This is a genomic window from Gemella sp. 27098_8_155 (assembly GCF_041433725.1).
GTDB lineage: Bacteria > Bacillota > Bacilli > Staphylococcales > Gemellaceae > Gemella > Gemella haemolysans_D.
In genome coordinates this window covers 1-17,047 of the sequence record NZ_JAPWCA010000027.1, presented here as the reverse complement: position 1 = coordinate 17,047, position 17,047 = coordinate 1, and the positions used below count along the sequence as shown (strand labels likewise).

At 30.6% G+C, this 17,047-nt stretch carries 9 protein-coding genes; 6 read left to right on the top strand and 3 right to left on the bottom strand.

The genetic code is table 11. The features are described from left to right. Window positions 1-64: 64 nt before the first annotated feature. The gene (locus O5Y44_RS08335) at window positions 65-913 is read right to left on the bottom strand and encodes a 5'-nucleotidase, lipoprotein e(P4) family (protein WP_271965944.1); all 849 of its coding nucleotides are present in this window, start codon (window positions 911-913) and stop codon (window positions 65-67) included. A 413-nt stretch (window positions 914-1,326) separates the two neighbouring features. Here O5Y44_RS08335 and gap point away from each other — a divergent pair, with 413 nt between their 5' ends. Both gap and O5Y44_RS08325 read left to right on the top strand, forming a co-directional pair. Beyond that, on the top strand, window positions 1,327-2,343 hold the full coding sequence (gene gap / locus O5Y44_RS08330; RefSeq protein ID WP_271965942.1) for a type I glyceraldehyde-3-phosphate dehydrogenase: 1,017 nt from the start codon (window positions 1,327-1,329) through the stop codon (window positions 2,341-2,343). Window positions 2,344-2,642: 299 nt separating this feature from the next. After that, on the top strand, window positions 2,643-8,927 hold the full coding sequence (locus tag O5Y44_RS08325) for a leucine-rich repeat domain-containing protein (protein WP_371465939.1): 6,285 nt from the start codon (window positions 2,643-2,645) through the stop codon (window positions 8,925-8,927). Between the two features lie 43 nt (window positions 8,928-8,970). Here the strand turns inward: O5Y44_RS08325 and O5Y44_RS08320 are convergent, their stop codons facing one another. Beyond that, on the bottom strand, window positions 8,971-10,731 hold the full coding sequence (locus O5Y44_RS08320) for a glycerophosphodiester phosphodiesterase (protein WP_271987121.1): 1,761 nt from the start codon (window positions 10,729-10,731) through the stop codon (window positions 8,971-8,973). Between the two features lie 212 nt (window positions 10,732-10,943). On the opposite strand from O5Y44_RS08320, the gene O5Y44_RS08315 reads away from it, so the two are divergent. The 4 genes from O5Y44_RS08315 (at window position 10,944) to O5Y44_RS08300 (ending at window position 16,114) form a co-directional block, all read left to right on the top strand. After that, complete coding sequence (locus O5Y44_RS08315) at window positions 10,944-12,446, top strand: sucrose-specific PTS transporter subunit IIBC (protein WP_271987119.1); 1,503 nt, start codon at window positions 10,944-10,946, stop codon at window positions 12,444-12,446. After that, window positions 12,436-13,746 (top strand): glycoside hydrolase family 32 protein, encoded by a 1,311-nt coding sequence (locus O5Y44_RS08310; RefSeq protein WP_271987118.1) that lies wholly within the window; start codon window positions 12,436-12,438, stop codon window positions 13,744-13,746. Before O5Y44_RS08315 ends, O5Y44_RS08310 begins: the two co-directional genes overlap by 11 nt. A 1-nt stretch (window position 13,747) precedes the next feature. Next, a complete protein-coding gene (locus O5Y44_RS08305; protein ID WP_271987117.1) occupies window positions 13,748-14,686 on the top strand; it encodes a carbohydrate kinase family protein in 939 nt (312 codons plus the stop codon). 141 nt (window positions 14,687-14,827) lie between these two features. After that, a complete protein-coding gene (locus O5Y44_RS08300; protein ID WP_102170455.1) occupies window positions 14,828-16,114 on the top strand; it encodes an IS1182 family transposase in 1,287 nt (428 codons plus the stop codon). A gap of 152 nt (window positions 16,115-16,266) precedes the next feature. Here O5Y44_RS08300 and O5Y44_RS08295 read toward each other — a convergent pair whose 3' ends face one another. Continuing rightward, entirely contained in the window at window positions 16,267-16,752 is a 486-nt protein-coding gene (locus O5Y44_RS08295; RefSeq protein WP_006363878.1) for a DUF308 domain-containing protein, read from the bottom strand. Window positions 16,753-17,047 lie beyond the last annotated feature (295 nt).

The following is a 17,047-nucleotide window of genomic DNA, read 5'->3' as shown; positions in this document are numbered from 1 at the left end:
ATTTTTAAATTATATTTTAAATCACTTATATTTTTTATTTATGGTAATTTGTTATTCTTTTAGATTAGTATCCTTTAAGTGCATTTAGACGAGCTTCAGATTGTCCTTTAGCATCTTTTTTCTCACCTTTATATACTGCTGATTCCCATGATCCGTACAGTGGGTTAGGGAAGATTATGAATTTTTCACCAAATTCAGCTTTTAATTGTTCAAACATTTTATCTCTATCAGGTTCTGATGTAGTAGAGAATTCAGCGAAGTCTACTAAGTTATCTCCAAATAACATAACTAGGTTAGTATGTTTAATAACTTCTTGTCGACGTCCTTCTTTAGATTTGTCACCTTCTTTTTTGAACATTAGGTGATCGCGCCCTTGAACTGGAATACCTTGTGCTTCAAGGTTTTTGATAGTAGCATCTACTTGTGAATCAGTTCTGTCAGAAATGTAGTAAATTTGAACTTTATTTTTGTCAGCAAATTGTAAGAATTCTTTAGCTCCAGCTACAGGTTTAGCTTCGGCTTTTTGAACCCATTCATCCCAACTTTTCGGGTTGAATGCAGTTCCATCTTTAACATTTTTAACTTGATATGGAACGTTATCTAATACTGTTTCATCTAAGTCTAATACGATTGAATAAGGTTTATCAGTAGGTTGTTTTAGTAGTTCTTTTAATCTACTAGTAGCAACATTATAACCTTGTTGGTATAAAGCATCTACTTCAGCTGCGTTTTGATACCATAAAGCACCCATTGTATTTTCTCTAGATCTAAGCTGATCATAAGTAAGAGTTATCTTGTTATCTCCACTCTTATTTTCTTCTTTTTTTTCTTCAGTTTTTTGTGCACATCCTGTTGCAAGAACAACAGTTGCTAAAACTGATGAAATAGTCATAACAAATTTTTTATTTTTCATAATAAATATAGCTCCTTTTATTGTCTACAATAATAAGTATAATTTATAAATTAGGAAATTTCAATATGAAATTATTTTTTAAAAATTTATAATTTAAATATTTTAATATAAAATATTTAAATTAATGTTGAAAACGATTTATAAAATGATAATAAAACAAAATTAGTATTATTTTTATTTTAAGAATAATGATTTGTATTTTCTCGATTGAAATACAGAATTTTATATGCTATACTGAAATTAGGTGTTTTGAAACGCTTACTATAAGATTTCTTATAGGTAATCACAATTAAATAATGAATTAAAAAGTTTAGTTTGTCATATAATTTTACTTAAAAGAAATTCAAGTTGTAAAAGGGATGAGCATATGAGTTATCTTATAGGAGTAAAATAATTAACAGGGGGAAAAACACATGACAATAAAAGTTGCTATTAATGGTTTTGGTCGTATTGGGAGATTGGTCTTAAGACAGATTCAGGCTCAGCATGCAGATGATATTGAGGTTGTAGCTGTCAATAGATCAAGAATGAGACCGATAAATCAAATAGTTTATCTGTTAAAATATGATACAACGCAAGGACCTTTTCCAGGGACTGTAGAAGAAGGAGAGGGAGCGTTTATCGTAAATGGTAAAGAAATTAAAGTTTTTGGAGAACCAGATCCAGAAAATTTACCATGGAAAGAGTTAGGTGTAGATATTGTTCTAGAATGTAGCGGACGTTTTAACAGTAAGGATAAAGCTGAAGCGCACATAAGAGCGGGAGCTAGGAAAGTACTACTTTCTGCACCAGGTGGCTCAGATGTCAAAACTATTGTATATAATGTTAATCATGAAATATTAACTGGGGAAGAAACTGTAATCTCGGGTGCATCATGCACTACAAACTGTCTTGCTCCAATGGCAAAAGTATTACATGATAACTTCGGTATTGTACATGGTTTAATGACAACTATCCACGGATATACAGGAGATCAGCATACTTTAGATGGATCTCATAATAAGGGAGATTTTAGACGTGGAAGAGCAGCAGCAGAAAATATAGTTCCTAATACTACAGGTGCTGCTAAGGCTATAGGATTAGTTATACCAGAGTTAAATGGACGTTTAGATGGAGCAGCTCAAAGAGTACCCGTTCCAACTGGTTCGTTAACAGAACTATTTGTAACAATTGAAAAAAATGCTACAGTAGAAAAAATTAATGAAGTTATGAAAAAAGCAGCTAATGAATCATATGGATATACAGAAGATCCTATAGTATCTTCTGATATAATAGGAATGAGTTATGGTTCGTTATTTGATGCCACACAAACAAAAGTTATTGGACAAGGCGAAAATCAAATGGTTAAGGTTGTTTCTTGGTATGATAATGAAATGTCATACACTGCACAACTAATTAGAACGTTGAGATATTTTGTAAAATTAGTATAGAATATAAATTATAAGGCTAGGAATCTAAAATGGTTTCTAGCTTTTTTGATTTCCATTATTATTTACTTAGTTATTTACTAAAAAAATTATTATTTTTCTGAATATAATGATAATATGATATTTTTTAGTTTTTGATTGTGATATTACAAAGAAAAAGGTAATTAAAATAAAAAAATTACTTTATTTAAACTTTTCTATATAGATAGAAGGGGTGTTGAAAAAGCACTTATATTGCTATAATATAGTAGGTGTAATACAACAAAAAGTATAAAGTAAATCTATAAATATGGAGAAAAAGTATGAAAAATTTATTTAGTAGAAAAGAAGTATTTTCAATTAGAAAATTTAGTATGGGAATAGCTTCAGTAATGATAGCTTCAAGTTTAGTTGTTTCATCTCAAGCTAATATACAATTATTGAAAGCGAAAGAAAATATAGAAGTACAGGCTAATAAAGATATTAATATGCGTGTATTAGAAAGAGATGGAGGAGCAGTAATTGAGTTAGCTGCAACTAAAGACCTAACAGATATAGATGTAAATGTTATGTTAAATGGTAATAGAGTAGCTTCATATCATATTGCAAGTATAAAAGCTGGACAAAAAATAGAAAAGAAAGTAACTAAAGAACAGCTAGAAACAATAAAAAAATTAATTTCGAATGGGAAAAAAACTTTACCTAATACAGCAATAGTGGAAAGAAGTGCTTCACAAACAATTAATATTGCAGGTAATAGATTAAGAGTGGATGTTAAGTATCATGTAGAAGATAATTCAGTACCTGAAGCAAAACAAGAGAAACCAGAGGAGAAACAGACGCCAGAAGTTAAGACAGAAAAACCAGAAGTAACTCCAACGCCAGAAGTAAAACCGGAGCAACCGAAACCAGAGGTAAAACCAGAGCAGCCAAAACCAGGAGTAAAACCAGAAGTAAAACCAGAGCAACCAAAACCAGAGGTAAAACCAGAGCAGCCAAAACCAGAAGTAAAACCGGAGCAACCAAAATCAGAAGTAAAACCGGAGCAACCAAAACCAGAAGTAAAACCAGAGCAGCCAAAACCAGAGGTGAAACCGGAACAACCGAAACCAGAGGTGAAACCGGAACAACCGAAACCAGAGATGAAACCTGAACAACCGAAACCAGAAGTAAAACCAGGACAACCGAAACCAGAGGTAAAACCGGAACAACCGAAACCAGAGGTGAAACCGGAACAACCGAAATCAGAGGTGAAACCGGAGCAGCCGAAACCAGAGGTGAAACCGGAGCAACCGAAACCAGAGATGAAACCGGAACAACCGAAACCAGAAGTAAAACCAGAGCAATCAAAAACAGAGAAACCAGTTCCAGGTGAACAACCAGGCAACGTATCTGAGACAACTAAACCTAAAGGCCAAGAAAATAGTGATAAGGATGAAGAAGTAATCATTAACGATCCAGTTCTTAAAAAATTAATTAATAAAAACTTAAGCAGTGAAAGAGCTGATGATCAAAAAATAACTAAAAAAGAACTTGAATCTCTAAAAGAACTTAGTTTAAGGGATAAAGAAGGAAAAAATATACTTACTACAACATCTTTAAAAGATACACCAGAGTTTAAATTTATTCAAACACATGGAATTAAGAATTTACTAGGATTAGAAAATGCAGTAAATTTAGAAAAACTAGACTTAAATGAAAATGAAGTAAGTGATTTATCACCAATTGCTAAATTGAATAAATTAACTAAATTATCATTAATAAGAAATAGGATTTCAGATTTACAGCCATTATCAGAATTAACAAATTTAGAATACTTAGACTTATATGCTAACAAGATAGAAAATATTTCACCTTTAGCCAAACTTACTAATTTAAAACATTTAGACCTTCATAATAACAACGACCAAACAGGTGACCCTGTTCATCCAATTATTAGTGGGGGAATAAAAGATATTTCAGTAGTGAAAAATCTTACTAAATTGGAAATGTTATCACTTGGAAGTAATAATATTTCAGATATAACACCAATTAAAAATCTTACTAATATAAAGGATTTAGTATTAGGTGGGAATCATATTAGTGATTATTCGGGACTTGAGCAGTATATTGCCGATAGAGTAGCTAAACAACAGGAAGGTGAAGGAAGTGTTAGTTTCGCAGGGCAAAGAATAAATTATGATAAAACTGTTGATGTTTCTAAATCAAATGTAACAATAGACAGTCCATTTAAAGGCTTAAATGAATTAGGTGAAAAACTAGCGAAAGTATTCGAAAGTGATGAGCCTATTAATCTATTCTCAGAAGTCACTACTAATGTCGACGGGGTAAGTGCGACTTATAATCCAGAAACATCAAAATTTGATTTTACATTTACAGAGGAATTCTTAACTAAAAATCAAGGTAAGGTAGTTCCTATTAACTTAAAAGTAGGAGTTGGGGATTATGCTTGGAATGTGAAAAATATTAAACTAAACATTAAAGAAAAATTATCAGAACCTAAAAAATTAGTCATTGATGATTTAGTTGTAACAAATGAAAATAAACCTGTAATTGATAAGTTGACATACATACTAGTTAATAAAAAAAATGACAATGAAGTAATTGAAAAAAATACTAATAAAGGCATGCTTAGTGGACTGGAACTTACTAAGGATGAAGTTTATACATTATCTTTAAATGATAATGAGAAATATCAAATGGAAGATATTGATGTAGTAGCAAAAGAAGAGGATGGATTCTCTGTATTATACAATGTAAAAACTAACGAAATAATACAAAATTTAGAAGTAAAAAAAATAGAAAAAGAAGAAACACCTGAGGATGATGTAGTTACATTGGATGGTATTACTGCAAAAGTGACTAATAGTTCAGGTAAGCCAATTAGTAATGTTCCATTTAGATTGTTTGAGTATGATGGTATTATTCCAAATATTGTAAAACAAGAAAAAACTGGTGAAGATGGTACATTAACATTTACTGCTAATAAACTTAAACCTAATAAAAAATATGAACTAAGAATTGAAAAAAGAGACTCAGCATTTAATAGAGAGAATGTTATATTTACAACTGATAAAGATGGAGAAATTGTAAGTATTGATAATAAAGCAGTTACCGAAGAAACTACCGGAGTAATTGACTTTAAAGAAGAAAGAAAAAATGATAATGAAATTAAAACTGTTAAATCGTACTATAAAGTAGTAGATGAAAATGGAAATCCTGTTGAGAATGTTGAGTTATCTGTTAATGGTATTAGAACGAAAATTACAACATTGAAAAATGCTAGATCTAATAAAAATGGTATTGTAGAGTTGGATTTAGAAACTAAAGTGAATGGTGTAGATTACATAGTAAATGTATCAAAAAATGATCAATTCAACTGGGAATTCAGACCGGATTCAGTGAATTTAAATGTTTCTGAAGAAGGAAAAATTTCTTACAATGATTTGAATAAAGATTATACATTAGAAGATTATAATGGTACTAAGATTCCAGTATTTGTGGTGAAAAAAATAGATTTAAATTATTTGAAAACAGATTTAAAAGAAAAAATCAAAGAAGCGGAAGCAGAATTAGAAAAATCACCTAATAAAGAATTAAAAGATATTGTAAATTCAGCTAAAGAAGAACTCGTTAAATCTGAGACTTTACCAATTTATGTAAAAGGGTATATTGGAAACTTGACTACTGTATTAGAAAAAATTAAAAAATCAAAAGCAGATGAGAAACCACTAAAAAAAGGTGTTATTCCTGAAATGTTAGTTAGAAATGGAAAAACTCCTGAATTAAACGAGGTGACAGTTGAGTTTATTAATAAAAATAATCCTAAAGATAAAGTAGTCGCTGTAAGTGAAAATGGTATGTTATCTAATGTTCAGTTAACTGTTGGAGAGGAATATACTATTAAGGTTAAAGGACAAGGAATCGAAGTATTCCCTACTAATCTTATATTAAAAGAGGAAGAGGGAGAATTCATCCCATATAAAGTAGGAACAGATGAATTTTATGATTCTATAGATTTAGATGAATTAAAAAAAGAAGACAAACCAAAAGAGGATTTAAGTAAAATACGTGGTGAACTTGAAAAAGTAGTTAGTAGGGAACTAAGAACAGAAAAAGGATACATCGCTAACGAAGGAAATCAACCAGCAAATAATGCATGGATTTTTGCTAGAACAGAAGCAGAAAAAATACTTAGAAATCCAAATGCTACTAAAGAACAATTGGAAACTGCTATTTCAGACTTAACAGAAAAAACTAATGCAGCTATTATTGGAAGTGAAAAAACAAAAGTTAATAAATTGATTTTAGCTTCTAATAAAGAACATGAAGATAAGTTGAAATTGAGAGCGGAATTAAAAACAGCTAAAACTATTGAAGAAGTTAATGCTATTGCTGAAAAAGTAGGAGGGAAGGTAACACCTCCTAGCGGAAATAATACAGAAACAAAACCGGAAAAACCTGAGGGAAGTAATATAGAACCAACTCCAGAAAAACCAGGAGAAAATAATACAGAAACAGCGCCGGAAAACCCAAAAAGAGAAGATGGTAATATAGTGTCTATTAAAGAAGCAATTGTTCAAAATAAATTGCCAGGTAAAGGTGGATTGTTATTACTTGATGTGGAAGTTAAAAATACAGATGTAAACAAAGTAGGACTTGTTGCATATCGAGATGGAAAAAAAGTAGATAATGTGACGATAGATAAATTTTTAACTGAGTCAACTAATAAAGTAAGTTATACAATTACTGTTCCAAAAAATGAAAGTAATAAAGTAGTTAATTACAAATTTGTAGCTGCTATAGATGGAATAGAAACAGATAAATCAATAGAAAAAATACAAGAAGCATTCGTAGAAGATGCTAGAATAACAAATTATTCGCTAGAAAATGAAGTTCTCCAAGGAGGAGGATTAGGTACTCTAGTTTTAAAAGGGGATAATTTGACCACAAGTAATGTGAAAATAAGAGTATTTAATTCTGATTCAGTGGAAGAGAATAGTTCATTAACAAGTAGTGTTGTTTATGAAAAACGTGGTAATGATCTTATAGCAAAAATAAATTTTCCAGAGAATAACACAAATACATCGAAATCATACAAAGTGAAATTATATCAAAATGGCAAAGAGGTTAATATTACAACATTAGACAAAAGAGACAGAAGAGATAAGCCCACATTTACGGTAGTGGGTAGAAATCAAGATAGTACAAAACCAGTATTATCAAATTTGACAATTACATCATATAGAACTAGTGGAACAGGCGCTGTAAATGATGGAGTAGAGAAAACTGAAACTACAGTAGCATCGAATCAAGTTAGTAAAAAAACTGAGGTTCACTTATATGGAGCTAATTTGAATGAGGTTAAAACAAAAGTTAAAATAGTCGATCAAAATGGAGTAGAGTGGCCTATCGAAGGTGCTGAGAGTGATTTAATTAAGATGGTTTTAGCAGGTAAAAGCGGTGTGAATAATGGTATCCTTGGAAATGGAACATTCCAAATTGCTGAAATAATATTACCAGGTAATTTAAAAGAAAACATGACGTTTACTTATACATTTGCGGTGGATGGGGTTAATTTTGACACCTCTCATCAAGTTCGAGCTATTGTAGAAAAAACTGGTGGACAGGTAGTACCAGAGGTAAAAAATATAACATTTAAATATCAAGATGAAGCAGGTAAGAAGATTGCAGAAGACAAGATTTTAAAAGTATATGATCACTTTCCAGTTTCAGTTGGGAAAGCCGATTTAGTAGGATATACACTTGCTAAAGTAAAAGATAATAGTGCTTTAAATAGCCGTATTGGGGATAAAACAGAAGTAACATATGTGTATAAAAATTCTGAAGGAAATTATACAGTAGTAGAAAAACCAAAAGTTGAGTCTCCAAATAATGGTATACAGCCAGCAGTAAGTGAAGATATTGAAAGACTAAAAACTAAACTACAAGAATTAGTTGCTAATGATTTAAGAATAGAGACTAATTATAAAATGAATGGTACAGCTCAAGAGAAAGCATGGCTTAAATCGAAAGAAAATGCTGAAAAAACATTAGCTAAAGTTGATGTTGATAAAAATGAATTAGAACTTAGAATTAAAAAGCTAGCTAGTGCTATAGATATTTTAAAAGATGAAAATTCTAAAAATAATAGTGTTGTAGAAAATACAACTCCAAGTAATAATTCAGTAACGGGAAGTGAAGAATTGGAGAAAGTTAGAAGTGAAGCGAAAAGCAAAGTACTAAATTCTGAGTTTATTCAAGATAAAACAAAATATTTCAAGAGAATCAAAGAAGCAACAACTGTTGAAGTATTAAAAGTACTTATCTCAGAAATAGAGAAACTAAATAGCAATGAGGGTATAGAATCTAAACCTGAAGAGAATATATCAGAAACTACCGAACAACTTAAAACGAAGTTACAAACATTGGTAGATAATAATTTAATAAAAACTGAAAAGTATACTCAAGCAACTCCAGAATTGCAAACTGAGTATAGGAAAGCAAGAGCTTTTGCTAGAAAATTGTTGAATGAAGATACTTCTAAAGAAAAATTACAAGAGCAAATAAAAGTCTTAGAAACTGTTATTAAAAAAATCACAGGATAATAAAAATCATCGACTGAAACAATCAAATTTCAGTCGATATTTTTTATATATTAATAAGTCTTAGTATTTTATCATAATATGAGTAGTTATTTTCTAAGATATTTTTTTCTTCTTTTACAAGTTCAGGTTCATCGGTAATAATACCATCTGCAGAGCTTTGTAAGTATCTAGTAATTAAAGCTGGATCATTTATTGTCCAGACAAAAACTTTTTTGTTTTGTTTTTTAGCTTGTTCTACTAGACGATCTCTGTATGAGAAGTCTTCTATTACGAAAAAATCGACATTAGTTTGGTGAAAGTTTCCAAATTGAAGAGGGATTACATAACCAGTTTCTAAATTTGGTTCCTTTGTTTCAAGTTCTTCCATAACTTTAGAATTAAGTGACATGAATTTATAATTTTCAAGTTTTAATCTTTTTATTTCTTCAATAAGAATGTCGATGTAGTTACTTGGTTCACCACCATGAGGTTTTAGTTCTATTACTAAATTCATATTTAAATCCTTAGCTTTATTTACAAATTCTTCTAAAGAAGGTATTTTACTAGTATGGTCTCCTTGTTTTATTTGTAGACCAACAACCTCATCGAAGTTCATATCTTGAACTCGTTTATTAATACCTGCAAGTCTTTTAAGGTTATAGTCATGTATTACAATGAATTTATTGTCTTTAGTTAGCAATATATCTAATTCTACGTAATTAGCTCCGACTTCAGCCGCACCTTCAAGAGCTTCGATAGAATTTTCTACTCCCTTTGCGACATATCCTCTATGAGCAATAGTTTCAATATTTTTGTTGACTCCATTTCCATAAATATTAAAACCATTAATAATAGCTGCAATAACAATTATTATAGTAGTAAAGGTTGCTACTAATCTAGATTTTTTCTTATTTTCATTAAGATTATTAACTAGTTCTTCTGATATTTCGTTTTGATCTATTAGCACAGTAACTAATGAAGTAATAACAGTTATTTTTGAGAGTACCCCTATAAAGAAGATAATTGCACTTATTGCTGAGAAAAATAAGGTTTGAACTATAGGATTACTACCATCCTTATCAACATAAATACATAAGAAGGTGATAACACCGATTAAAATTACTGCAATAATGATGTATATTGTTTCAAATAATATAATAGTGATTACAAGTTTTCTTTTACCGGTTTTTGTAAGTTCCCAGCTCCTTTTAATACTATCGAGTATATTCTCATCTCCAACAGCTGTAAGAGGAAGTGTGAAAATTAATCTAAGATTTAGATAAGCAAAAACTATCATAATTGTTCCCCAAATAATAAGTCCACTATTGGTTTTCATTATTTCACCGCTTATAAACTTAGGAATAAATAAGTTTTTAGCTAAAACAGATTTTACCCCTAGATTAACAGTAGGGATAGTAATTATGAAATAAATTATAAAAAATAGAGTTTGATATCCTGCCAAATTTTTTGTTTTATTCCATGCATTTTTTAAAATCTTTCGATATGAATATTTCTTATCTGTTAGTTGTCCGTATATCGTAAATGTCAGTATAGAAAATTCTATAAACATAAAAAATGCAACGATAAGTATTAAAAGATTAAGAATTATAAAACTATAGGGGTTAGTTAATATATGAAGAATATTATTCTTGTCAAGATGTTCTTCACCAGCGAGGGTAAGTGCTAGTTGAAAAACTCTAGCGATTAACCATAAACCACATACAAGAATTAGTTGAATTATAGCAGCTATTGAAATGTATGTGAATTTATATCGATTAATGTTTGTAAAAACACTAGTAAATAGATTTTTAATTGAAAAATCCATATAAGCCTCCTATTTTATAGTTATTAGATTATAACAAAAATAATACTTTGAAGCAAGGAAGCTACTATTTATAAAAAATATGGTAACGTTACTTTTTCCTCTTGACAATTTGATATTAAGAGGTGTACAATAAAAAGTAACGTTACCATTAAATTCTGGTGAATGTTAAAAGTCGTTATATAAAATTAAAAAATAAAAAAGGAGAAAGAACTATGGACTTAAAAAAAGTTATAAAAGAAGTTGTTGAACATAGTGGTGGTCAAGAAAACTTACGCTCTGTTGTTCACTGTGCAACTCGTCTTCGTTTAGAATTAAACGATGAAAAAAAATATAATAAAGAAAAATTAGAAGATATCGAAGGTGTTAAAGGTGTATTCTTTAACAATGGTCAACTTCAACTAATCTTCGGAAGTGGTCTTGTTCAACAAGTTTACGCAGCATATAATGAAGTATTCAAAGGTGCTGCTTCAAATAGTGAAGAAGATTCAAGTGAAACTGTTAAAAAAACAAAAGGAAATCCACTTCAACGTTTTGTAAAAATGTTAAGTGATATTTTCGTTCCAATCATTCCAGCAATCGTAGCTGGTGGTCTTTTAATGGGTATCAATAACGTATTAACAGCTAAAGATTTATTCTACACTGGTAAATCAGTTATTGAAGCTAACCCAGGTATCGCAGGACTTGCAGACATGGTTAACGTATTTGCAAATGCGCCGTTCGTATTCTTACCTGTATTAATTGGATTCTCTGCTACTAAACGTTTTGGTGGGAATCCATATTTAGGAGCTGCTCTTGCGATGTTAATGGTTCACCCAGATGTAATGAACTTCTATACATTTGGTAAATTAGATCCATCTACAAACCAACTTCTTGCGCCAGCTTTAGATATCGTTAACCAAAGTGGTCAAGCTGTAGAAGGTCTTCAAAGAGTTACAACTCTTGGGTACTGGGATGTATTCGGATTTAAGATCGCTAAAGTAGGATATCAAGGAACTGTATTACCAATTCTTGCAGCTGCTTGGTTATTAGCGACAATCGAAAAATTCTTACGTCGTGTAACTCCATCATGGTTAGATAACTTAACTACACCATTAGTTTCATTATTCGTAACTGGATTTGTAACATTCGCATGGATGGGACCTGTACTTCGTGAAGCTGGTACTTTACTTGGTCAAGGATTACAATGGTTATACATGCAAGGTGGATTCGTAGGAGCAGGTATTTTCGGTTTATTCTACGCACCAATCGTAATCACAGGATTACACCAAAGTTTCTCAGCTATCGAAACTCAATTACTAGCTGCAACAGGATTAACATTTATATTCCCAATCGCATCTATGTCTAACGTAGCACAAGGTGCAGCGGTTCTTGCGGTATTAGTATTCTCTAAAAACACAAAAATGAAATCAATCTCATCAGCATCTGGTATTTCTGCTTTACTAGGTATTACAGAGCCAGCTATGTTCGGGGTTAACTTAAGACTAAGATATCCATTCTACGGAGCTATTGCAGGAAGTGCGGTAGGAAGTGCATGGATTGGATTAAACAAAGTATTTGCATCTGCATTAGGTGCGGCTGGTCTTCCAGGATTCTTATCAATTCCTGCAAATCACTGGTCAACATTTGGTATTGGTTTAGCATTATCATTCATCGTTTCATTCTCAGTAACAGCATACTTCTTCAAAACTAAGAAGGAACTTGTAAATGCTAGCTAATAACTGGAAACAAAATCTTCATTTAGAACCTACTAAAGGTTGGCTAAACGATCCGAATGGATTAGCTTACTTTAAAGGTAAATATCATATTTTTCACCAATATTCTTATGAAGTAGAAGGTGGATTAAAACTATGGTATTACTATACTAGTAGTGATCTAAAAAATTATGAAGATCGTGGCGTATTCCTAACACCAACTATTGAAGAAGAAACGCATGGTGTATATTCAGGAAGTGCCAATATAGAAGATGGAAAGCTAGTCTTCTACTACACAGGGAATGTGAAATATAAAGGAGATTATGACTACGTTCATGAAGGACGTGGTCATAATACCATATCTTTTGAAACGGAAGATGGAATTAATTTTACTGAGAAAAAATGTTTATTAACAACAGACGATTATCCTAATATGTCAAATCATGTTAGGGATCCAAAAATTTTTGAAAAAAACGGAAAAAAATATCTAGTGCTAGGTGCTAGAGATAGTAATGATTATGGATGTTTATTAGTATATGATAAAGATACTCTTAAACCGTATAAAACTATTTATTCAGAAAAAAATCTAGGATTTATGTGGGAATGTCCTGATTATTTTGAAGTAGATGGAAAAGAAATATTTATGTTCTCACCTCAAGGTATTACAAGAATGTACCCATATTATGAAAATGTGTATCAAATTGGATATTCTGTAGTTGAAGATGGAATTGAGAATGTTGATAAACTTGATAACTTCACATTATTAGATTATGGACATGATTTTTATGCAGCACAAACATTCTTAGATGAAGATGATAACCGTGTTTTAATAGGTTGGATGTATGTACCAGATAGTAGCTATACAAATCCGACTGTGAAGTTTGGTTATCAAAACTGTTTAACTGTACCTCGTGTAGTAAATTTCAAGGATGGTAAAGTTAGACAAACGTTACACAAATCGGTGAAAGATTTATTAGGTAACGATATTAAAACTAATGACTTTAACAAAAATACATGGTATTATAAACAAGAACATGGCGATAAATTTGAAATTAGCGTAGCTGATTTTAAAGTAAGCTATGATAATAAAGAATTGAAAGTATCTTTTGGAACTAGTGGTTATGGAAGAGATGATAGAAAATATAAACTGGATTTAGAAAATGTGGAAATAGTATTTGATAGTTCATCTATAGAATTATTCGCAAACGATGGATCTTTTGCACTTTCAACAAGATTCTACCCAGAAAATCATAATGTTAATATTTTAGCCACTGATTATTTAGCAAAAGAACTTGGAACAATTGAAATTAGAGAGGAGAACTAAAATGGCAGTTTTATGTATAGGAGAAATGCTAATTGACTTTATTGGTGAAGGTGTAGGAACAATCGATAAAGTAAAATCATTTAAAAAAGAGGCTGGAGGTTGTGTAGCTAACGTTGCGTGTGTTGCGCAAAAACTAGGACATAAGAGTTATTTATTAACATCACTTGGACAAGATGGTTTTGGTGATTTTCTAGAAAATACTTTAAAAAATGAAAATGTAGACTGTAGATATGTAAGCCGTAAAGCTGATAGTTTTACACCATTAGCATTTGTTTCTTTAGATGAAACTGGAGACCGTTCATTTAGTTTTTACTTTAAAGGTTCATCAACATTAAGAATTAGTAAAGAAGATGTTGAAAAAGTTGATTTATCGGAAATTGAAGCAATTCACTTCGCAAGTATTGCTATACAAGAAGAATCAAAAGATAGCCATCACCTATTACTAAAAAAAGCTAAAGAAGCTGGCGTGCTAATTTCTTTTGATGTTAACTTACGATTCAATCTTTGGGATGATCATAGAGTATATCTTGAAACTATTAAAGAATTTTTACCTTATGTTGATGTTATCAAAGTTGCTGATAATGAATTAGAATTCTTAACTGGAACTACTAATATCGAAGAAGCTTTGAAAAAAGACTTTAGCCACATGAAAGTTGTTCTTTATACTAAAGGAGAACATGGAGCAGAAGTTTATTATGAAAATCACAAAGTAGTAACTGAAATACCTAACATAAAAGCTGTTGATACAACGGGGGCAGGGGATGCTTTCGCTGGTTCATTCTTATCGAAACTATTAAATCATGAAAATCTTAATAACATTTCAGAAGAAGAATTAGCACAAATGGCAAAATTTTCGACAAACTACGCTAGTTTAACAACTACAAAAACGGGTGCAATTTCAAGTTACTTAACTGAAGAAGAATATAATAGTCTAATATAATTTTTAAAAAATAAGTCCTAATTAGGGCTTATTTTTTTCAGGCTGTTGACAAATGCAGAAACTGCATGAGTCAGCAGCCTATTTTAATGAGAAAAAGTGCTGAAAATGTTATAATATAAGTATATAGAGGGGGTTTTTAGTATGTTTAATAAAAAAGAAAATATCAAAGATGAAATAATATTAATGACGTTATCAGAACTAGTTCCTACAAATCACTTTTTAAGAAAAGTAGCCGAAGCAATTGATTTTAAATTTATTTATGATTTGACAGAAGAATACTATAGCCACACATCAGGTAGAAATTGTTTAGACCCTGTAGTATTATTCAAATTAGTGTTTTTAAAAGATTTCTATGGAATAAAATCAATGAGAGAAACAATAAAAAGAATAGAAACAGATGCTGCATTTAGATGGTTTTTAGGGATACCATTTTCTAAACCAGTTCCACACTACTCTACATTTTCACAAAACTATATTCGACGTTTCCAAGGAACTGATGTGTTCGAACAAATATTTATTAATATAGTAAATCAAGCAATAGAAAAGAAACTAGTAGGTGGTAATGAGTTTTTTACTGATTCAACACATATTAAAGCCAACGCAAATAAAAAGAAATTCAAAGTTGAAGTAACTACAAAAATAAAAAAAAGAAAATTAGATTTAGAAAAAGAAATAAATGAAGAGAGAAACAAAAAAGGAAAAAAGCCTTTTGAGTACAAAGAGGAACAAGTTGTAAAAAAGCAGAAAATTAACACTACCGATCCGGATAGTGGATATTATCACAGAGACCATAAAGAAGAAGGTTTTATGTATTTAGACCATAGAACTGTCGATGGGAAAAACAATATAATTATAGATTGCCATATAACTCCAGGTAATACTCATGATAGCGGTCCGTATATAGATAGACTAAATCAGATAGAAAAAACCTTTGGATTAATACCAGGTAAAGTTGCGTTAGATAGCGGATATTATTCTCTAGACATACTAAAACAGTTAGATAAAAAAAATATATTTTCAGTAATAGGATATAGAAGATTCTCAAGATCAAAAGATAACAAATATTTTAAATACTTACAAGAAAAAGATATATATGTGGATAAACGAACAGGAGAAATATTTAGATACAGAAACATTGATAGAAATGGATATAAACAATATAAGAGTGATGATAAAAACGAAAAGAAAATAATAAGACGCCATATAAATGCGGATTATTATGATGAAGCTAGGTTAAGACGTATATCAAAAGAAGGAAAACTATTGTATAAGAGAAGAAAAGAAACAATAGAACGTAGCTTTGCGGATTCTAAACAAAATCACGGATACAGGTATGCACGATATAGAGGAAAAGCCAAAGTACAGTCGTACGCTTGGCTGTCTTGTTGCGTCCAAAATATGAAAACAATCGCATTAAGAGAGGTATAAACCCTCTTAATACTACTAAATACTACTGGATTTTTGCCTTAAGGCTTATTTTTTTTGAAAAAAAATACCATAACATCAATACTAGCTTGATATTTCGGTATTTTTGTCAACAATCTAAGTGTCTGAAAATATATTTTCAGACACTTTTTATGCTAATTTTTATTTAACGAAAAAATATATGATAAACCGTTTGTTATGACTCCAAATGCTAATATTTTAGCTATAGTTGCAAATCCTACAATAGGATTTAATAACATAATAAAAGAATAAATGATACCTAAAACTGCTAGAGCTATCTGTATCATATACCATTTTTGGTCCCTGTTTCTAAGTAGGCTTTGAAGGTGAAATATTGACATACTTAAAAAACTAAAAATAAATATCCATAAAATAACTATTAATGAAACAAATGGTACTAAGAACATACTTAGTCCAATTGCAAGGGATACTAATATATTTCCCCAAGGAATAGGTTTTACCTTTTTATATAAGCTATAAATTAAGAGTGCACTGGCAGCTGATAATTGTGTTATCCCAAATGCAATTGAATATGTAGCAATTGTATCTAAAGGATGATTCCATAAGAATAATCCGAAGATTAAGTAAAAAACACCAACGATAATATTTAGTATTTTCATTTTGACTCCTTCCTAAATTTAGTATATGCTCATTGTAGCATAAAAGTTAAATTATTGCAATATCAACTCTTTATATAAAATCATAGGTCTTGTCTAGCAGATAGACGATAGCATGATCGGAGCCATGCGGTCATCGCCGGTCATCTGCGGTCAGACAAGACCTGTTTTTAGTAGTCAAAATGGTTGTAAGATGCTACAATAGGGCTATTAACATATCAAAGAGAATGGTCACGGTTAAGAAAATTGACGTTGTATTTTTTAATTTTCGAGTCAAAAAATAACTATGCCCCCCCAA